The organism is Terribacillus saccharophilus, from assembly GCF_002272745.1.
GTDB classification, from domain to species: Bacteria; Bacillota; Bacilli; order Bacillales; family Amphibacillaceae; genus Terribacillus; species Terribacillus saccharophilus_B.
Genome location: NZ_NPBD01000007.1, coordinates 757,068 through 776,951 on the forward strand (window position 1 = coordinate 757,068; position 19,884 = coordinate 776,951).

Annotated in this window: 20 protein-coding genes; 16 read left to right on the top strand and 4 right to left on the bottom strand. The window is 45.4% G+C overall.

Going from position 1 to position 19,884, the window contains the following annotated elements:
* The first annotated feature begins 14 nt into the window (after window positions 1-14).
* From CHH58_RS10845 to CHH58_RS10895, 11 genes are all read left to right on the top strand, one after another.
* Complete coding sequence (locus CHH58_RS10845) at window positions 15-1,076, top strand: Gfo/Idh/MocA family protein (RefSeq protein WP_095229097.1); 1,062 nt, start codon at window positions 15-17, stop codon at window positions 1,074-1,076.
* A complete protein-coding gene (locus CHH58_RS10850; protein ID WP_095232364.1) occupies window positions 1,073-2,041 on the top strand; it encodes a sugar phosphate isomerase/epimerase family protein in 969 nt (322 codons plus the stop codon). Before CHH58_RS10845 ends, CHH58_RS10850 begins: the two co-directional genes overlap by 4 nt.
* Window positions 2,042-2,283: 242 nt before the next feature.
* A complete protein-coding gene (locus tag CHH58_RS10855; RefSeq protein WP_095229125.1) occupies window positions 2,284-3,444 on the top strand; it encodes a branched-chain amino acid ABC transporter substrate-binding protein in 1,161 nt (386 codons plus the stop codon).
* A gap of 64 nt (window positions 3,445-3,508) precedes the next feature.
* Window positions 3,509-4,468: a branched-chain amino acid ABC transporter permease gene (locus CHH58_RS10860; RefSeq protein ID WP_095229101.1), complete on the top strand. Its 960-nt coding sequence runs from the start codon at window positions 3,509-3,511 to the stop codon at window positions 4,466-4,468.
* A 7-nt stretch (window positions 4,469-4,475) separates the two neighbouring features.
* Window positions 4,476-5,777 carry a branched-chain amino acid ABC transporter permease gene (locus tag CHH58_RS10865; RefSeq protein ID WP_095229103.1) on the top strand — a complete coding sequence of 434 codons (1,302 nt, stop codon included), beginning with the start codon at window positions 4,476-4,478 and terminating at the stop codon, window positions 5,775-5,777.
* Complete coding sequence (locus CHH58_RS10870; protein WP_095232365.1) at window positions 5,758-6,546, top strand: ABC transporter ATP-binding protein; 789 nt, start codon at window positions 5,758-5,760, stop codon at window positions 6,544-6,546. The genes CHH58_RS10865 and CHH58_RS10870 overlap by 20 nt, the downstream gene beginning before the upstream one ends.
* Window positions 6,543-7,250, top strand: coding sequence for an ABC transporter ATP-binding protein (locus tag CHH58_RS10875; RefSeq protein WP_095232366.1), 708 nt, complete (start codon window positions 6,543-6,545; stop codon window positions 7,248-7,250). Before CHH58_RS10870 ends, CHH58_RS10875 begins: the two co-directional genes overlap by 4 nt.
* 208 nt (window positions 7,251-7,458) lie before the next feature.
* A complete protein-coding gene (locus CHH58_RS10880; protein ID WP_095232367.1) occupies window positions 7,459-8,319 on the top strand; it encodes a MurR/RpiR family transcriptional regulator in 861 nt (286 codons plus the stop codon).
* A 9-nt stretch (window positions 8,320-8,328) separates the two neighbouring features.
* The gene (gene murQ, locus CHH58_RS10885; protein WP_095232368.1) at window positions 8,329-9,219 is read left to right on the top strand and encodes an N-acetylmuramic acid 6-phosphate etherase; all 891 of its coding nucleotides are present in this window, start codon (window positions 8,329-8,331) and stop codon (window positions 9,217-9,219) included.
* Between the two features lie 15 nt (window positions 9,220-9,234).
* Window positions 9,235-10,611: a PTS transporter subunit EIIC gene (locus CHH58_RS10890; protein WP_095262511.1), complete on the top strand. Its 1,377-nt coding sequence runs from the start codon at window positions 9,235-9,237 to the stop codon at window positions 10,609-10,611.
* Between the two features lie 49 nt (window positions 10,612-10,660).
* Complete coding sequence (locus CHH58_RS10895) at window positions 10,661-11,713, top strand: DUF871 domain-containing protein (protein ID WP_095262512.1); 1,053 nt, start codon at window positions 10,661-10,663, stop codon at window positions 11,711-11,713.
* A 22-nt stretch (window positions 11,714-11,735) separates the two neighbouring features.
* Here the strand turns inward: CHH58_RS10895 and CHH58_RS10900 are convergent, their stop codons facing one another.
* Complete coding sequence (locus CHH58_RS10900; protein ID WP_095232371.1) at window positions 11,736-13,013, bottom strand: cation:dicarboxylate symporter family transporter; 1,278 nt, start codon at window positions 13,011-13,013, stop codon at window positions 11,736-11,738.
* A gap of 123 nt (window positions 13,014-13,136) precedes the next feature.
* Complete coding sequence (locus tag CHH58_RS10905) at window positions 13,137-14,414, bottom strand: Nramp family divalent metal transporter (protein ID WP_249275104.1); 1,278 nt, start codon at window positions 14,412-14,414, stop codon at window positions 13,137-13,139.
* A gap of 232 nt (window positions 14,415-14,646) precedes the next feature.
* Here CHH58_RS10905 and CHH58_RS10910 point away from each other — a divergent pair, with 232 nt between their 5' ends.
* Window positions 14,647-15,342, top strand: a complete 696-nt coding sequence (locus CHH58_RS10910; RefSeq protein WP_095229144.1) for a FadR/GntR family transcriptional regulator — start codon at window positions 14,647-14,649, stop codon at window positions 15,340-15,342.
* A gap of 167 nt (window positions 15,343-15,509) precedes the next feature.
* Here CHH58_RS10910 and CHH58_RS10915 read toward each other — a convergent pair whose 3' ends face one another.
* Window positions 15,510-16,106 carry a class D sortase gene (locus CHH58_RS10915; RefSeq protein ID WP_095232372.1) on the bottom strand — a complete coding sequence of 199 codons (597 nt, stop codon included), beginning with the start codon at window positions 16,104-16,106 and terminating at the stop codon, window positions 15,510-15,512.
* 180 nt (window positions 16,107-16,286) lie between these two features.
* Between CHH58_RS10915 and CHH58_RS10920 the strand changes: the two genes are divergently transcribed.
* Both CHH58_RS10920 and CHH58_RS18420 read left to right on the top strand, forming a co-directional pair.
* A complete protein-coding gene (locus tag CHH58_RS10920; protein ID WP_038564494.1) occupies window positions 16,287-16,790 on the top strand; it encodes a VanZ family protein in 504 nt (167 codons plus the stop codon).
* 131 nt (window positions 16,791-16,921) lie between these two features.
* On the top strand, window positions 16,922-17,062 hold the full coding sequence (locus CHH58_RS18420; protein WP_164072102.1) for a hypothetical protein: 141 nt from the start codon (window positions 16,922-16,924) through the stop codon (window positions 17,060-17,062).
* A gap of 44 nt (window positions 17,063-17,106) precedes the next feature.
* Here the strand turns inward: CHH58_RS18420 and CHH58_RS10925 are convergent, their stop codons facing one another.
* Window positions 17,107-17,829, bottom strand: a complete 723-nt coding sequence (locus CHH58_RS10925) for a GntR family transcriptional regulator (RefSeq protein ID WP_170937598.1) — start codon at window positions 17,827-17,829, stop codon at window positions 17,107-17,109.
* Between the two features lie 139 nt (window positions 17,830-17,968).
* Between CHH58_RS10925 and nagA the strand changes: the two genes are divergently transcribed.
* Window positions 17,969-19,135, top strand: a complete 1,167-nt coding sequence (gene nagA / locus CHH58_RS10930) for an N-acetylglucosamine-6-phosphate deacetylase (protein ID WP_095232373.1) — start codon at window positions 17,969-17,971, stop codon at window positions 19,133-19,135.
* Window positions 19,129-19,884, top strand: coding sequence for a glucosamine-6-phosphate deaminase (nagB, locus tag CHH58_RS10935; protein WP_095229151.1), 756 nt, complete (start codon window positions 19,129-19,131; stop codon window positions 19,882-19,884). The genes nagA and nagB overlap by 7 nt, the downstream gene beginning before the upstream one ends.

A 19,884-nucleotide genomic window follows, 5' to 3' on the forward strand; every position in this document is an offset into this window, starting at 1 on the left:
GGTACTTCTAGATAATGAAAACCTTACGCGTAGGAGTAGTTGGACTAGGAAGTATTGCACGCAATCGTCATTTGCCGGAGCTTGAAAACAATCCGAATACTGAAATCACTGCTGTTTGTGATGTGGTGCCGAGCCGTTCGGAGGAAATCGCCAAAGAATATAACGCAACAGCATATACCGAATATGAAGAGCTGATCGAGGACCCGCGCATCGATGCGGTCATCGTCTGTGCGGCCAACCATCTGCATGCACCGGTATCGATCGCTGCTCTGCAGGCGGGAAAGCATGTGCTTTGCGAAAAGCCGATGGCAACGACACTTGAGGAAGCGGATGACATGATCGCAGCACAAAAGGCGAGCGGCAAGCTTCTGCTAATCGCACATAATCAGTGCTTCGTTCCATCTCATCAAAAGGCGCGGAAGATGATTCAAAACGGCGAGCTCGGCAAGATATTCAGCTTCCGGACGACATTTGGTCACGGAGGTCCGGAGCAGTGGAGTATTGATGGGAAAAACAGCTGGTTCTTTGATAAAGACAAAGCTTATATTGGAGCACTTGGTGATCTGGGTGTGCATAAATCCCATTTGATTGAGTTCCTGCTCGATGAACCGATTCAAGAGGTAGCGGCTTTTGTCGATACGTTGGCGAAGCCTTACGCAGATGTGGATGATAATGCGGTCGCTGTACTGCGTACAAAGTCAGGAATCATCGGTACACTTACTGCTAGCTGGTCGTATGTAGCAGACGAAGATAACTCCACAATCATTTACGGTGAGAAAGGGGTCATCCGACTCGAGGAAAGCCCAGAATATAGTTTGGTTGTCGAGTATCACAACGGGGACAGAAGCAATCATTCGCTTGGAGCGATTCAGACAAATGATTCTGATACACAGTCGAATTCCGGTGTTGTGGACGCGTTTGCCAGCTGTGTGCTGGATAGTTCATCTAACTGTCCAATCACAGCAGAAAAAGGCAGATCTGCATTGGCTGTCATCTTGGCAGCGTTGGATTCCAATGGTACGAAAAAAATAATATCACTTGCACCAGAAACAGTAGAGAAAGGGGAACAAGCATGAAATTAGGCGTTTTTACAGTTCTGTTCCAGGAGCTTTCACTTGAGGATATGCTTGCACGTGTGAAGCAAGCAGGATTGGATACTGTTGAAATAGGTACCGGCGGCTATCCTGGCAATGCGCATTGTAAGATTGATGAATTATTGGAAAGTGAAGATTCATTGAAGCAATACCAAGCAACTTTTGAGAAATATGGTGTTACAATTGGCGCTTTCAGCTGCCATGGCAACCCTATTTCACCAGACAAGGCATTTGCGGAAGAATCGGATTGGCTTTTGCGCAAGACGATCAAGCTTGCTGCCAAGATGGAGGTTCCGGTTGTGAACTGCTTCTCCGGGGTGGCGGGTTCCGAAGAGAGTGCCACAAAGCCGAACTGGCCGGTTACCGCTTGGCCGACTGAGTATGGAGATGTCTTGAACTGGCAATGGGAAGAGAAACTTGTTCCTTACTGGAAGGAGCTCGGTACATTTGCAGAGGAGCATCAGGTGAAGATTGCGCTGGAATTGCACGGCGGCTTCCTTGTCCACACGCCTTATACGATGCTCAAGCTGCGTGAGCTGACGAGTGATGCAATTGGAGCTAACTTTGATCCAAGTCATATGTGGTGGCAGGGAATCGACCCAACCGCAGCTATTAAAATACTCGGAAAAGCCGGTGCCATCCATCATTTCCATGCCAAAGATACGTACATTGACCCTGATAATGTGAACATGTATGGTCTGACTGATATGCAACCATACAGCAATATCAAACAGCGGGCATGGAACTTCCGCACAGTCGGACTCGGGCATGGTCAAGAAGAGTGGAATAAGATGATCAGCGCACTGCGCACCTACGACTACGACTATGTTATCAGCATCGAGCATGAAGATTCGTTAATGTCGATTGAAGAAGGATTCCAGCGAGCTGTTGATAATCTGAAAAATGTCGTGATAAATGAACCTGCTACTACAATGTGGTGGTCGTAAGATTTGAGAGCATCTGCCATAATGGCAGGTGTTTTTTTGTTTGTTAGATACGCTAACATCTGCCAAAAACCGCGGTGTGTCAGGGTTTCTGACAAATATACATAATATTATTAATTTTCTAAAAACTATCTTGACTTGCCACATTTGCCTGTATATTATTAGACCTAACTTCGAGGCGGCACGTACATAATCTTACAAACGCTGAAAGAAGCAAAGGGGGAAAACAGGTGGGAAAGCGAGTAATGGCTTTAGCGATGACGAGTACATTGGCACTTGGTTTTTTAGCAGCATGTGGTAATACGGACTCTGCATCAGGTGGAGGAAGCAGCAGCGAAACGGTGAAGATTGCACTCCAAGCACCAATGTCTGGAGGCAGTGCGACATTAGGGGAAGCAATTAAGAATGGTGCTGCTATGGCGGTGGAAGAGGAAAAAGCTGATTTCGAGGAAGCTGGATTCAGTCTGGAGCTAGTAGAATACGATGACCAAGGTGATCCGCAGAAAGGGGTTTCCAACGCACAGATCATCGGTTCTGATCAGGATGTGTACGGCGTCGTAGCCCATTTGAATTCTGGTGTTTTCATACCTTCGAGTGAAGTGTATGAGCGTTATAATATTCCTTCTGTATCCCCAGCCTCAACTGCAACGGATGTTACCGACCGTAATTTGAAATCGGTCAACCGGATAGTAGCACGTGATGATTTCCAAGGACCAGCTGGTGCTGAATATGCTGTCCAGGAAATCGGTGCAAAGAAAATATTCGTCATCAATGATAAGACAGCTTATGGGCAAGGCTTGGCAACTGCTTTTGCTGAGGCAGCAGCAGAAGAGGGAGCCGAAATTGTCGGAGAAGCCGGAATCACAGTCGGGGAGAAAGATTTCAACGGCGTGTTGAATCAAGTATCATCTGCAGATCCGGATCTTGTCTATTTTGGCGGTCTGTATTCTGAGGGTGGTTTGCTGATCAAGCAGGCACGTGACAATGGTATCGATGCGGCCTTTATGGGTGGTGACGGAATGGATTCTTCCACACTAGTCGAGATTGCTGGTGACACAGTCAACAATGTTTATCTGACTTCAGTAGCCGGCGATTCGAGTGCGACTGAATTTGCCAAGAATTATGAAGAAGAATATGGAGCTAAGCCGGAATCCTTCTCCATTTATGGCTATGATTCAGCTAAGGTTTTGATGGAAGGCATACTTGATGCAGCAAAGGAGAACGGAGGCAAGCTTCCTGCTAAAGATAAAGTCGCAACTGCTGTACGTGCAATCGATGATTATGAAGGGGAAATGACCCAGGTCAGCTTTGATGATAAAGGCGACAACGAATTCGCTAAGATATTTATTTATAAATTTGATGAAGCAAGCTATCCAGCCAAAATCCAAGGCGAAATTTCACAGTGAGCAGTGAAAAGGGATATGGTCACGATACCATATCCTTTTCCATTACAGAAAGAAAGGAGTTGGAATGATGACACAGGTGTGGGATACACTTCCGCAGGTGCTGATTGATGGCCTGACACTTGGAGCTATTTATGCAATCATCGCTCTCGGTTATACGATGGTCTACGGGATTTTGGAACTTATCAACTTTGCTCACGGAGAAATTTTCATGGCAGGAGCTTTTATCGGAACAGCCGTCCTGATCGGTCTGACTGGTCTTGGCTGGGTTGCTGTCATGCCAGCTATATTTATTTTGCTTCTTGTCCTAGTGATAACAGGAGGGCTCACTGGTATGCTCGGCATGGGAATCGAGCGACTCGCATATCGTCCGCTCCGAAAAGCATCCAAGCTGATTACCTTGATTACAGCAATCGGCGTTTCCTTCCTGCTGCAGGACATTGTCCGCTTTATTACGGAGACACAGCAGAATAACTATATCGTCAATACACCATCGTTGTTCCCGGGCAGTTTGTCGATAAGCGGCTTGAACATTCGCTACTCCTTCCTCGTCGTCATTATCGTTGCAATCCTGATGATGATAGCATTGGAGTTTTTCGTTAACCGGACAAAGTGGGGACTGGCCATGCGTGCTGTAGCGCAGGACCAGGATACCGCTTCACTGATGAGTGTGAATGTAAATAAAGTTATCAGCGTCACCTTTTTTGTAGGTTCAGCTTTAGGAGGTGCCACAGGAGTATTGTTCGCCATCCATTATGGCACAATTGACCCGTATATTGGCTTTATCCTAGGGTTGAAGGCCTTCACTGCAGCTGTATTGGGCGGTATCGGGAATATCCGCGGTGCCATGGCTGGCGGTATGCTGCTGGGATTATTGGAAATGTTCGCAGCAGCAAATCTATCTGCGATAACTGCGGGTCTGCTTAGCTCTGAGTACAAAGATGTGTTTGCTTTCGCCATCCTTATCCTCGTATTGATATTTCGGCCTGAAGGCTTGTTCGGCAGAGCCGCAATCGAGAAAGTGTAGGTGACATATGAAAAAAATCCTGGAACAAATTCGTGGGAATAAATGGCTCCAGCTCGGACTTTTAGTAGGCTATATCGCGCTCACTTCTCTTAGCTTGATTTTGGCACAGCGTTCGGTTGCAGCATTTCTGCTGTTGCTGTTATCGTTTTTGCTGCTGTATTACACAAAGCTGCCGAACTGGTCAAAGTGGGCAATCGGTCTTGCTATCATGTTTTTCATCCTGCCTTTTTCGGCGATGCAGGGACCTGCTTATCAGGAATACATGGATGTAGCAACGCTTGTTGGTATCTACGTCAGCATGGCACTTGGATTGAATATCGTCGTCGGAATGGCTGGTTTATTGGATCTAGGATTTGTGGCCTTCTTTGCCGTCGGTGCTTATACATACGGTATTTTCGCCACAGCGCAGGCGTCCAACTTCATGCCGTTCGGTACGTACCCATTATCGGGTAACAGCTTCTGGATCTTCATCATCCTCGGCTGTTTCGTTGCCGCATTGTTCGGTGTGCTGCTTGGGATTCCGGTGCTGCGGGTGAAAGGTGATTACCTGGCCATTGTTACACTAGGTTTCGGGGAAATTATCCGGATCGTTTTCAATAACATGGACCAGCCAGTCAATATTACAAATGGTGCGCTAGGACTATCTTCCATTGCACCGCCTAAAATCTTCGGCATTGAGCTGCTTTATTCAAATCAAATTTATTTTGTTGTACTGTTCATTTTGCTTTTCATCATTTTTGCGGTTCGCAGTCTGGAGCATTCCAAGCTGGGGCGTTCGTGGAAAGCAGTACGTGAAAATGAAATTGCAGCTCAAGCGATGGGAATCCCGCTCGTAAAGACAAAGCTGATGGCCTTCGCAATCGGCGCATCATTCTCAGGTATGATGGGCGTCGTCTTTGCTGCCAAGCAAGCATTCATCGATCCGACCAGTTTCACATTGCTGCAATCAATCAATATACTCGTAATGGTTCTGCTCGGTGGGATGGGCAGTGTGCCTGGTGTCATTCTCGGAGCTGCCGTCGTGACAATCCTGAACGCCCAAGTGCTGAATGAATTGACAATGTGGTTCAACAGCTTAAGCACAGCAGGCATCATCACCTTGCCAGATGCCATGTCTCCTGTGAAAATGCAGCGCTTTTTCTTTGGTGCATTACTCATATTGTTTGCGCTGTATCGATCGAAAGGACTAATACCGGCAAAAAATGTCGTATATGATAAACGGAAATTCCTGTCTGAGAAAGGCACGAAGAAACGACTGCAATCTGTTGCCGCACCAAAGGAGGATGAACATGGCAATACTGGAAGTTGAGAAGCTGACCAAAACATTCGGAGGATTGACTGCCAATAAGGAAATCAGTCTTCGGGCTGAAGCAAATAAGATAACAGCTGTTATCGGACCGAATGGTGCTGGTAAAACGACTTTCTTTAACATGATTACAGGTGTCTATAAACCAACATCCGGTTCAATCCAGCTGCGCGGAAAGTCAATCGGTGGTCTAAAACCGCATGCAGTGGCGAAAAAAGGGATCTCCCGTACGTTCCAGAATATCCGTCTATTCGGTCCGATCACGGTTTTGGAAAATGTGCTAGTCGGCATGCATACACATTTGAAAGCAGGTATTTTCGGGACGATCTTTCATTTGCCAGGGGTGGATAAGGAAGAACGAATTGCCGAACGCGAAGCATATCGACTGCTGGAGTATGTTGGACTGGAAGAGCATTACAATGATGAAGCGGCTAGCCTGTCATATGGAAGCCAGCGACGTTTGGAGATTGCCAGGGCACTTGCGACGAAGCCATCCGTCCTACTTCTTGATGAACCTGCAGCCGGAATGAATCCAAAAGAAACTGCAGAGCTCACAGGTCTTATTCAAAAAATCAAACAAGAGATGGATATGACGATCATCTTGATTGAGCATGATATGAAGCTCGTCATGGAAATTTCGGATTATATTTATGTGCTGGACCATGGAGAGCTAATTGCAGAAGGACTGCCAGCCCAAATTCGACATGATAAAAAGGTTATCGAGGCGTATTTGGGTAAAGGAGCAACCGAGGAACAGGAGGCGGAAGGATGAGCTATCTGGAGCTAAAACAAGTGACTGCCTTTTATGGTGCTATCCAAGCCTTGAAACAGATTGATTTGACAGTAGAGGAAGGAGAAATCGTTACGCTGATCGGTAGTAACGGAGCCGGGAAATCTACTACATTGAAGACGATTAGCGGACTCGTGCCTGTAAAGGAAGGTACTGTCTTATATAAAGGAAAAGATATCACCTCCCGAAAAGCGCACCAGACGACAAAGCTTGGTGTCGCACATGTACCGGAAGGGAGAAGGATTTTCCCGAAGCTGACGGTGAAGGAAAATCTGCAAATTGGCGCATTCGGGGTAAAAGATAAAAAGCTGATCGATCAAAGAATGGAGAAGGTATTCGGCTATTTCCCGCGTGTAAAGGAACGGCTCCATCAGCTTGGCGGTACGATGAGCGGAGGCGAGCAGCAAATGCTGGCCATCGGCCGGGCGCTAATGATGGACCCTGATCTGCTCATGCTCGACGAGCCATCCATGGGCTTAGCCCCAATCATCGTCGAACAGATTTTCCACATTATTAAAGAGCTCAACGACGACGGCATGACCATCCTGCTCGTTGAACAAAATGCCTTTCAAGCACTCAAAGTCGCCCACCGCGGCTACGTCCTCCAAACCGGTAGCATCTGGCGCAGCGGCAATGGACAGACACTGCTGGCCGATCCTACGATTACGGAGGCATATTTGGCATAAGAAAGACCCGCTGGGAGGCGGGTCTTTTGTTATGTATTTTTTATCTAGTAATCTTTACACATATCTATATTGTATAAACTCATATGCTATCCAAAAATTAATGGAAAATTCCGTGAGATTTATTGACAAAACACTTCATGAAATTTTATTTTAGTAATATAATCTAAATATGAATTAAAATTTTAAAAGAGAGCAGGTGATCCTGACAGTGAAGGGCGGTTTAACACTGCTACGAGAAAGCTTACCTTTGATTAAGCCCTCTGAAAAAAATGCAGCCAACTACATACTTGCCCATCCCGCTGAAGTGGTAAAGCTTTCGGTGCAGGAGCTGGCTGGGAAAAGCGGGTCCAGTGAAGCGGCCGTTATCCGTCTATGTAAATCGATAGGCGTGACAGGGTACCGGGAACTGAAGCTGAAGATTGCGGGAGATTTGCAAAATGAAAGCGGTAACAAATATGCCTTTGGCGAAATAAAACCGAATGATACGGTTGCGCATTTGATGGAAGCAATTGCTGAGAAGCATACACAGTCGATCAGCCAGACGATGCAGGTTAATGAAGCGGTGGCAATTGAGCAGGCGGTCTCTATGATTTCCAGGGCAAGAAAGATTGATTTCTATGGAGTTGGAGCTTCTTATCTTGTTGCGCAGGATGGAGAGCAGAAATTTGGTCGGATTGGTAAATGGTGTACGGCTTACAGTGATGCCCATCAGCAGCTGGCTTCGGCGGCGAATCTAACTTATGGAGATGTTGCTTTTGCTATCAGTTACTCAGGAGAAACGGAGCAGCTGCTACCTGTCATCAAGCAGGCAAAGGAAGCTGGAGCGACGACGATTGCTCTGACGAAGCTAGGTCCTAACCGACTGCAGGAGCTAGCTGATATCCAGTTGTTCACTGTGGCAAAAGAAGCACGCATCCGGAGTGCGGCTACAAGCTCTCGGATTGTTCAAATGTACTTGATGGATATCATTTACACAGCAGTGGCAGGAAGAGATTATGAGCATACAATTGACGCATTAGAAAAATCACGGCAGGCAATTCAGCAAGCATTCCAAACAGAGCAAAAGTGAGGGAATAACATGCTAGATAAACTGACGACAGAAAAGCGCAATGAAAGTACGATGAAGCTGGATCAGCTTACCACAAAGGAAGTACTTCAGCTGATGAATAAGGAAGATCGAACAGTGCCGGACGCGGTGGAAGCAGCGCTGCCGGAAATTGAAGCAGCAGTAGAGCAAGTCATCGCAACATTTCAGGCTGGCGGCAGACTTATTTATACGGGGGCAGGTACAAGCGGAAGGCTTGGTATTTTGGATGCAGTTGAGTGTCCGCCAACTTTCAGTACACCAGATGACATGGTGCAAGGATTGTTGGCAGGGGGAATGTCCGCTTTCCGCAAAGCGAAGGAAGGAGCGGAGGATAATCCAGAGCTTGGGGCAAGAGAGTTGGAGGATATCGGTCTGACTGCAAAAGATACTGTAATTGGTATTGCTGCAAGCGGCAGAACACCTTATGTGATTGGGGCGCTGGATTATGCTGCAGCCGTAGGAGCTGCAACAGTCAGCGTTGCTTGCAATAAAGACTCAGCTATATCTAAGCATGCAAAAATCAGTATTGAGGTAGAAACTGGACCGGAAATACTGACAGGTTCGACAAGACTGAAAGCCGGAACAGCACAGAAGCTGGTGCTGAACATGATATCTACTGCCAGTATGGTAGGAGTCGGAAAAGTATATAAGAATTTAATGGTTGATGTAAAGCCGACGAATGACAAGCTTCAGGAGCGTGCTAAACGCATCATCATGGAAGCAACCGGTGCGAACTACGATGCAGCAGAGAAAGTTTTTGATCAAGCAGACGGCCAGGTCAAAACAGCGATTGTCATGCTGTTGCTTGATGTCACAAAAGAGGAGGCGGAGGAGAAGCTTCGTAATGCAGAGGGATTTGTCCGTTCAGCGATAAAAGCGTAAAGGGGAGGAATCAGAATGGCGAAGATGAAGCAATTGGCAGAAGACATTCTCCGTGAAGTTGGCGGAGAGCAGAATGTAGTTTCTTTGACGCATTGTATGACACGAGTGCGTTTGCGGGTAAGAAACGATAATCAGGTGAACTTTGATGCTCTAAAGCGAATTGACGGAGTCATGGGCGTAGTGGCGGATGATACAATTCAGATTGTAGTCGGACCTGGGACTGTTAATAAAGTCTCCGATGAGATCAGCAGAATTACCGGTCTCGGTGTCGGGGAAGAAGCAGCAGAAATTGATGATCTTACCTTTGAAGAAAAAGCCCAGCTTAAACGGGAGAACATGAAGGAAAAGAATAAAACGCCGATTAAGTTTTTATTAAAGCGCATCGGTAATATATTCATTCCGTTAATTCCCGGATTGATTGCTTCAGGTATCATCAATGGCGGTGTCAGCTTCGCTGTCAATGCGGGCGCAGATCCTACGCTCGGTATCATCCAAATACTGCAACTGATTGGCGGCAGTTTGTTTAGTTTCTTAGCGATATTAGTCGGGTGGAATACGGCGAAGGAATTCGGCGGTTCTCCAGTACTTGGTGCCATCGCTGGTATGATTCTGTTCAATCCGGCGTTGGCGAATATTACGTTATTCGGAGAAGCGCTCGTTCCTGGCCGGGGCGGATTATTCGGCGTCATTTTCGCTGCTTGGCTGATGAGTTTTATCGAGAAGCGCGTAAGAAAGTTCATGCCTAATAGTATTGATATTATTTTTACTCCTATCTTAACTGTTCTGTTCGTCGGTGTTGCTTCTTTACTTGTCATCATGCCAGTTGCCGGTGTGATGTCAGATGGTATCACTTCCGGAATCAACGCTATTCTTGATGTTGGCGGTGTCGTAGCTGGTGCTTTGCTTGCTGGATTCTTCCTGCCACTCGTCATGGTGGGCCTGCATCACGGATTAACGCCAATTCACATGGAGCTTATTCAGACGTTCAGCTATACAGCCTTGCTTCCTGTCTTGGCAATGGCTGGCGGCGGACAGGTCGGAGCTTCTATTGCTGTCTTCGTCAAAACGCGTAATAAACGTCTGCGAAATATTATCAAAGGTGCCTTACCAGCCGGATTCCTTGGTATCGGCGAGCCGCTATTGTATGGGGTAACTTTACCGCTCGGACGTCCCTTCTTAACAGCATGTCTTGGAGCAGCTGTCGGTGGAGCTACACAGGCTTTATTTGCAACAGGTGCAACTTCTATCGGTGTTTCCGGCCTTTCTTTAACGCCGCTCATTGCAGAAGGAAAGTACCTGCAATATTTGATTGGTATTTTTGTCGCTTATATTGCTGGATTCGTGTTTACTTACTTCTTCGGATTTAAGGAAGACATGGCGAAGGAGATATAACTATCAGGGCGTCTTTATGACGCCTTTTTTTGTACATAGGAGGGATAAGGTGTTAGGAATATCTGTGTATTTACAGGAACGTATAGAAGAAGAAAAGATCAGACGGTATTATGAAGCTGGTTTCCGGAGTTTGTTTACATCACTTCACATCCCGGAGGAAGATGCCTCCGCTTATCGAACTAAATTACAGCTTCTTGGTTCAATCGCTTCTTCCCTTGATATGGAATTGATAGCGGATATTTCGACAGCTTCGATGGAGAAGCTCAATTTAGATTGGAATTCTGCAGAAACGGTATTGGATTGGGGGCTGACAGGTTTGCGGATTGATTACGGAATTGAGGATGATGTTATTATCCGTTTATCTCAAAAAATGAAGGTGGCTTTGAATGCAAGTACACTGACGAAAGAACAGCTTGAGCGATTGATTGAGGCGGGTTTGCGTACCACCCACACAGAAGTTTGGCATAATTTTTACCCTCGACCCGAAACAGGGCTTTCACTCAGTGATTTTCTAGCGAAAAATCTCCTATTTCAAACGCATGGACTGAAGGTGCAAGCCTTCATACCGGGTGACCGTAATCTACGGGGGCCGCTTTATCAAGGATTGCCAACATTGGAACAGCATCGTATGTATGGAACTTTTGCAGCTTTCATAGAGCTGAAAGCGTACAAGGTGGACAAAATCTTAATTGGAGATCCAGACGTGACGGATGAGGCTCTAATGCAGCTGAAAGATTCAACAAAGACAATTACTCTCCGTGCACAACCTTATGGGGAGCTAGCTGAAGCTCATCATTTGCTGGAAAAGGGGACACATAATCGTCCGGATCGGGCTAGGGATGTGATCCGCTCGGAGGAAGCCAGAATGAGCGGAATGTTCCGTGATGTAGAGGTGAAACCTTTCAACTGTATCGAACGAAACGAAGGCAGCATAACTATCGACAACGATCTGTACATGCGTTACAAAGGTGAAATCCAAATTACAAGGAGAAACTTGCCTCAAGACGATAAAGTCAATGTGATTGGGCAGATTGTACCAGAGGATGTGCCTTTATTAAACTATATCGAAGGCAGCGAGCATTTCAGGGTTATATGGGTATAAAAAAAGTAGGCGAGGAATATCCTCAGCCTACTTTAACTTCTTCTGAACCGCCATTTTCCAAGTAATCTTTATTCAAATTGAATTTGCCTTCCCACTTAGAAACGACGATAACTGCAAGACTGTTACCCACAACGTTTACAACTGTACGTCCCATATCAAGGATACGGTCAATACCAGCGATGAAAGCAAGTCCTTCAACTGGCAATCCTACAGAGCTCAATGTTGCAAGCAATACGACAAAGCTTGTTCCAGGTACCGCTGCGATACCTTTGGATGTAACAATCAGCAATGCCATAATTCCAAGCTGCTGCCAGATTGTCAAATCGATACCATACATCTGTGCAATGAATAGAGATGCAAGTGCCTGATACATGGTTGATCCATCCAAGTTGAATGTGTAACCAGTCGGCAATACGAAGGAAACAATGGATTTTGGTGCACCCATGCGTTCCATCTTATACATTACTCGCGGCAATACTGTTTCACCACTGGAAGTGGAGAATGCAAGCAATAGTTCATCTTTCAATACTTTCAGCATCTTGAATAGGTTGATACCGACGATTTTTGCAATGATGGAGAAGATGACAAGGATGAAGAACGCCATCGCACCATATGTGACAAGTGCAAGTTTACCTAATGGAACCAAAGATGAAATACCGAATTTCGATACTGTAACACCGATAAGTCCGAATACACCGATTGGTGCTAATTTCATAACAAGGTTTGTTACCCAGAACATGGTCTGACTGACACCTTCGAAGAAGTTCAGTACAGGCTGTCCTTTTTGACCGATAGCTGCTACCCCAAGACCGAATAGAGCGGAGAAGAATACGATAGCGAGCATATCACCCTCACCGATTGCTTGGAAGACGTTCGTCGGGATGATTTCAAGAATTGTATCTACAATAGAACGATCTTCTTGTGTCTCTGCGGTTTCTTCATATTGTGAAATGCTTGTTGTTTCTAGAGAAGAACGGTCGATACCTTCTCCAGGCTGGAAAACATTGGCGAATATAAGACCGATAGCTAACGCAATGATCGTAACAATTTCAAAGTAGACGAGAGTTTTAAAACCTAGTCTACCAACTGATTTACCATCACCTGTGCCGGCTACACCGACAATGATAGAGGCGATGACGATTGGTATAACGATCATCTTAATCGCGCGTAAGAATAAATCGCCCAGAGGCTGTAGAATAGAAACGGCAGTTTCATTGCCGTAGAAGATTGAACCAACAATAACACCTAGCGCTAGACCAATTAAAATCTGGTAGGCTAGTCCAATTTTAAAACGCTTCATGATGTACCCCCACGTTGTAAGATTAATAAATTCTTAAATGTAATAATAGCATAGCTTACTAGAATCATGTCAACTTTCCTAACAAAGAAAAGGAAGACACAATTGTGTGCCCTCCCCGGTAAATCAGAACAAATTGATTAATTCGTTGACCATTAGTGCACCGAATAACAAAATACTGATACCCAACACGCCGTTTGTGATCCAGCCATTCCTGTAATCCGGTTCGACGCGCTTCGAGTTGAGCAGCCATATGAGTGTAATTGCGAGGAACGGCATGAGCAATGCTCCCAGCGCTCCTTGAATCAATACAAGTCCTACCGGTTTGCCAAAGAATAACAAAAGCATCGGCGGAAATGTAAGCCAAACAAGATAAAAACGATAAGCAGGATCTTTTTCAGAGACGGGTTTGTCTTCTGACTGCCCCTTTTTTCGTACGGTACGGATGAAATCCGCAAACAGATATGGAACACCATTCCAAACACCGATTAAAGATGAGAATGCAGCTGACCATGCACCGATCATGAACATCCAGGAAACAACTCCGTTGAATTCTTCCCCAAGCATGCCAGACAGTGTGATTAAACCTTCTTCTCCATCAATTCTGATATTGGAGCTGTGCAGGAATTCTGCACCGATAACCATTAAGGAAAGTGTAAAGATTGCTGTCACAATGTAGGCGACGCTATTATCAACGCGCATCATAGAGACCCAAGCCTTTCCTTTCCATTTCTTCTCCTGCAGCCAATAGCCGTAGGAAGCCATCGTAATCGTTCCCCCAACGCCGCCTATCAGACCCATGACGAGCAGGAAGCTGCCAGTATCCATTTTCGGTATGACGATACCTCGAATAATATTTCCGATATCAGGAAGCAAGATAACTGCAGTTCCTACTACAGTGACAAACATGATACCGATGAAGACGAGCATCACTTTCTCGAACAGCATGTATTTACCTGTCCAAATCAAGGCAAATCCTGCGAGAAGATGGATGATGGCCCATGCCCAAAGCGGCATGATCGGAAACATCGAACGCATCATCAATGCGCTAGTGGAACCTGCTGCAGCACCATAGAGGACGCCCCAGATAATTGAGTAGACACCGAAATAGCCGGTTGCCCATTTACCAAGAGAGTGCCAGCCTTGCAGGATGGTCTTGCCGGTTGCAAGATGCCATCTGCCGACCCCCTCGGTGAGGAAATATTTGATGATAGAACCTAATATGATTGCCCAGCCGAGCATCATGCCGAAGCCTGATCCGGCTACTAAGGCGGCGATAAGATCGCCTGTTCCGACGCCCGTTGCTGCGGTAACGAAGCCAGGTCCGACATTGCGGAGCTTCTGGCCGAAGGTTTTCGGAGGAGTAGGACTGGCGGGCGCCATTGGGTTGTTTTCGTTTTCCATACACGTACCCCCTTCGCTACTGTGATTTTAAACATAAAATACAGGTGTTGGCAAGATAAATTTGTAAGGCAAAAAAAACTTGCTGATTATAAATGGGATGATAGAATAATGATTGAGTCAAAAAAACTTAGGTATATCAACATTTTTAAAGTGAATAACCTGAATAGAAGGGTGTTCATTTGATTTTTAAAGTTAAGTACTTGTCAGACAAAAAGGAGAAGAAGTATACAACATGAAAAAGGAGAAAATGTCGCATCGGATTGCGGCTGAAATATTGGAACAAATAGTGGAAGGAGATATAAAACCAGGACAGAAGCTGCCCACAGAGAAGAAGCTGTGTGAAAAATATGGCGTCAGCCGTGCTTCTATACGAGAAGCATTGAGTGAGTTGAAAGCACAAGGCGCAGTAACCTCGAAGCAGGGCGGCGGCACGTACGTAGAGCAAGCATTTCATGGTGAGTTCTTCCACCAAGTGATGGTCGATGAATCAAATCTTGCCAGCTTCCGTTATCTTTTTGAAATGCGAAAGATCCTGGAGCCCGAAGCAGCCATGCTGGCAGCTGAACGCCGGACGGACAAAGAATTGGAAGAAATGCGCTCTGCACTTGAATTAATGAAGGAAGTGGATGTTGATAGCGCTGATTCTTATAAAGGACGTAATGCGGACTTTGCTTTCCATCTTGCTGTGATGAAAGCAACACATAATCCGGTCATGATTCAGACCTTTGCCAACTTGGACACTGTTTATAAGAAAGCATTAGATCTGTCTTTTGAAGAAAAACAAGATCTTTTGCGCAATAAGCAGATCATTTATAAGGAACATGAGAAAATTTATGAAGCCATCCAGGCAGGGGAAGCAGAGCTTGCACGTTTGCAATGCTTGATTCATCTGCGGAATGTTGAGAAGAAGCTGACCCCTGACAGCTGAAAAAGGGGAGAGGACCTGAAATTGCCGGGCGCAAGCCATGAAGAATGGTGGATGATTTTCAGCTATACCTCGTAAAGCGTCATTGCCAGCAGCTACAGCTCCGCTGGAAATCGAAAAACATTTTGAAAACAAGTTCAATAGAAAACCGAGCAGCCTAGGCTGCTCGGTTATTCTTTTTCCACAGGTACTGCTGTCCAAACAAAGCGTTCAGGAGCATCTCCTACATAAGAAAACGGGTAGCATGTTGTCACAGTTAAAACTTCCTCTGGAGCAGTTGGGACGATAACTGTCAAATCTTCTTTATCGACAATTTTTGTATTCTCAACTTTATAGGTGAAGGAGCCATACGGCATTTCAACGACAAAGGTGTCGCCTACTTTCACTTCTCCCATATTACGAAATACTGTATCGCGGTGACCGGATAAGACAATCTGGTCATCTTGGAGCGGATAGGCGGTTCCTTTATAATGGCCAACGCCTTTATCCAGATCATCAGCATCTGTTCCTTCGACGATTGGCAAATCCGCATCCAGCTTCGGTACATGCAGCACACCTACCACATCTCCTTGACCAGGCTCGAAGCTACTTGCTTCCTCTTCTGCTTGCTCAGGTGTAAGTTTCTCTGCTGCGTGAGCTTCATGAAGCATTGATTTTGCATTAGACAGTGAATCTTTCTGTGCCTTTGCGGTTGTATACCATTCAAATCCTCCGTATCCTACCAATAAAAGCCCTGCAACAACTAATATGACAGCGAATCGTTTCATATGTTCTCCTTTATGTACAAGCTCGCTTGTATAATATCTAACTTATATTATATATAAATATTTTCCAGCAAGGAAGCTGTTTCTTGTAAAGGTTTAGTAAAGCGAAGCACGGGATAAACTGCCCTTATATGCGCTGTTATGATATAATCGAAACTTATCCAAAAAAAGGGAGGGGAGAAGATGAGTTTGAAAAAATGGGTCTATGGTATGCTGCCGCTGGCTTGCATCATCATCATCTTCCTATTTTCCGCCACCCCTTACCAGGAGCAGGACATCAAGCCTATGCTTGCTTCCCACATAGATTTAAGTCCGCTTGAACCATTTCTTTCACCTATCCATTTTACCTACCATGGGCAGGAGGTCAGTGTCCAGGCAGTAGGAGTGTATTCTGTCGTGGAATTCTTTATAAGGAAAGCAGCACATTTTGGTGTCTATTTTTGCTTGGCGATTCTCGCATTTGCGGCACTTTATAAGGGATTTGGTTTGAAGTACCGCTTATCATTGCGTATAGCATTGGTAATATCAATCCTATATGCCTGCTTCGATGAATTCCATCAAAGCCTGACACCTGGCAGGACGCCATATGTCGGCGATGTAGTCATTGATACAATCGGTGCTTGTGTGGGGTTGCTAGTGGTAATTATCGGAAGAAATCTGTATCACATTTACTGGAAACGATCATAAATCCTCCGAAATCCTTATTTTTGGCAAAAATAGACATCCTTTTGCAAAAAATGTGGTATATTCACTATGATTCACACGATTCAGATTACGTACATAACGTATTGTATCGATTTACCAAACGAGGTGACATAGTGAAAGAGCAGGAAATATATAAGAATATCCTAGTAAAGCTGATCTCCCAGACAGAAAACAAACAGATCAACAATACAGAAGACATGATGACAAAGCTAATTCAAGAACTACAATCATATCGAACAGTAAGCCAAAGTTAAAAGAGCAGCGTACCGTAAACCGGCGCTGCTCTTTTTGTGTGCTTTTAACGATAGAAGCTGCTTGTGAACGTGTATTTATCCGCTCTATACGTGCTCGTTACATATTCAAAGGGCCGACCATCCTCTAGATAAGATAAGCGGTGGATGCGTAGGACTGCGTCGCCTGGTGTTATGTTAAGCAACTCAGCAAGTTCCGCGCCTGCCAAATCAGCTTCAATTTCCTGTTCAGCGCGATGAAGCGTCAATCCCATTTCCTTTTCTAAATAAGCGTAAAAGCTCTCCTTTAGCTTGTTTTCTGTCAGATCTTTAGCCATTTCCAGCGGAGAAGTGATTGTTTCGACAGCAATCGGATCCTGATCCGCCGAACGTAAGCGTCTGATTCGGATTGCGGCTGCCCCGATTTCCTTTTGCAATTTGTCTGCGGCCAGACTGCTCAGTTGTATTTCCTTCCATTCCAAGATACTGCTGGATGAAGAGAGTCCGCGTGCTTGCATATCTTCACTGAAACTTGTCAATTTTGATAAAGATTGATGATATGGACGCACTTTCACGAAAAGACCTTTGTTTTTTCTTCTTTCTAGCAGCCCATCTTCTATTAGTGCCTGCATTGCATGCCTTACTGTCATACGGCTGATAGCTAATGAATCGGTATAATGCCTTTCTGGCGGCAGCATCTCTCCGGGAGGTAAGCTGCCGGACTCTATGCGCTCACGGATCGCCTGCTCCAGCTGAAAATAAAGCGGAATGGGTGAATTTTTGTCAATCATGCCAGTGCTCCTCTCTCGTTTTATTTCGCTAAGTATAGCATGCTGATTTTTAATTGTATACATATTGTCTATTTAGTTAGACAATATGTATACCTTATGCTACGCTAATTGTACTTTCAAGGAAAGAAGGAATCTTGCTATGGGTGACATCTTGCTTCGCAATGTCCGAATTTGCCTGCCGGAAAAGCTATTGACGGGTTATATTGGCATGACGAATGGGGAAATAGTAGAAATAGGAGAAGGTGAACCATCCCAAAAGTATGGTAAGGAAGTGGATGGGCTGCTTCAATATGCACTACCCGGTTTTATCGATGGACATATTCATGGGGCAGCAGGAGCAGATACGATGGATGCAACGCAGGAAAGTCTGCATAAAATGGCTGCCTGGCTGCCGAATGAAGGAACAACCACTTTCCTGGCTACTACAATTACCCAAGAAACAGAGGCGATTGAGACAGCATTGGAACAAGTACGCTTATTTACAAATCAAGCTGGAGAAGCTGAACTTATCGGTGTGCATTTGGAAGGTCCGTTTGTTAATCCGGTTAAAGCTGGAGCCCAGCCGATTGCACATATCCGCAAACCTGACACAGAACTTTTTCGTAAGTGGCAGAAGCTATCAGGAAATAAGATAAAGGTAGTGACGCTTGCGCCTGAATGCGACGAAAACTACCAGTTGACGAAGCTGCTTGCTTCGGAACAGATCACCGCATCTGCAGGACATACAGATAGCTCTTTTGAACAGATAAAGGATGCTGCGGAACAGGGAATTACGCAGCTGACTCATTTGTGCAATCAGATGAATGGAATTCATCATCGCGATGTGGGGGCTGTCGGTGCAGCATTTTTACTACCCGAGCTCATGTCGGAGCTAATAGCAGATGGTATCCACGTAGCGCCTGAGATGCTGCGTATGATTTTTCAGAATGTCGGTCCAGATCGGTTGATTTTGATTACAGATTCCTTGCGCGGAAAAGGTTTGGAAGATGGTACTTATGATCTTGGCGGTCAGGCTGTCACTGTGAAGGATGGTAAAGCATTGCTGCCGGATGGAACGCTTGCCGGAAGTATGCTGCAGATGAAGGATGCCGTTCGAAACATGGCTGCATTTGCAGATGTGTCTGTTGCAGAAATTGCCAAGATGACTGCGGAGAATCCGGCCAAGCAGTATGGAATTTATGACCGAAAAGGGTCACTGGCTGTAGGAAAAGATGCAGACATCGTTCTGCTGGATGACCAGCTGACATTGCAAGTAACCTATTGCAAGGGACACTTGGCTTATCAGAAGGAGGAAGAATCATGCTGACAATGGAAAAAGCAAAGGATTATAAAGAACTTAGTGTAATGGCTGCCGAACGTATCGCCATGAAGCTTTCTAAAAAACCGAATGCTGTGCTGGGGCTAGCAACCGGTTCAACACCGGAAGGCATGTATAACGCACTTATCGAGATGTATATTCAAAAACGTATATCTTTTGCAGAAGCTGCAACATTCAATCTGGATGAATATGTAGGACTTCATTCAGATGATGAGAATAGCTATGCGTATTATATGAACCAGCATCTGTTCCAACATATTGATCTGTCCCCAGAAAAAGCGCATCTCCCGGATGGAGAAGCAGATGATATGGAAGAAGCATGTAAGGGCTATGAACAGCTGATCGAGAAAGCAGGCGGTATTGATTTACAAGTAATCGGTATCGGCTTAAATGGACATATCGGTTTCAATGAACCACATACACCATTTGAGCAGCGGACCCATGTAGTGGAACTGGACAAGACAACCAGAAGTGCGAATGCCCGCTTTTTCCCTAGCTTAGAAGCTGTCCCGACACATGCTATCACGATGGGCATCCAGAATATAATGGAAAGTAAAGAATTGCTGTTGCTTGTGGCAGGTGAACAAAAAGCTTCTGTATTGGAGAGGCTAGTATACGGTGATAAAACCGAAGCATTTCCTGCATCTATCATCAAAGAGCATCCAAATGTCACTATCATTGCGGATCAAGGAGCACTGAGCGGCTTGAAGGCGGCAGATTATCAAACCGGGCAGTGA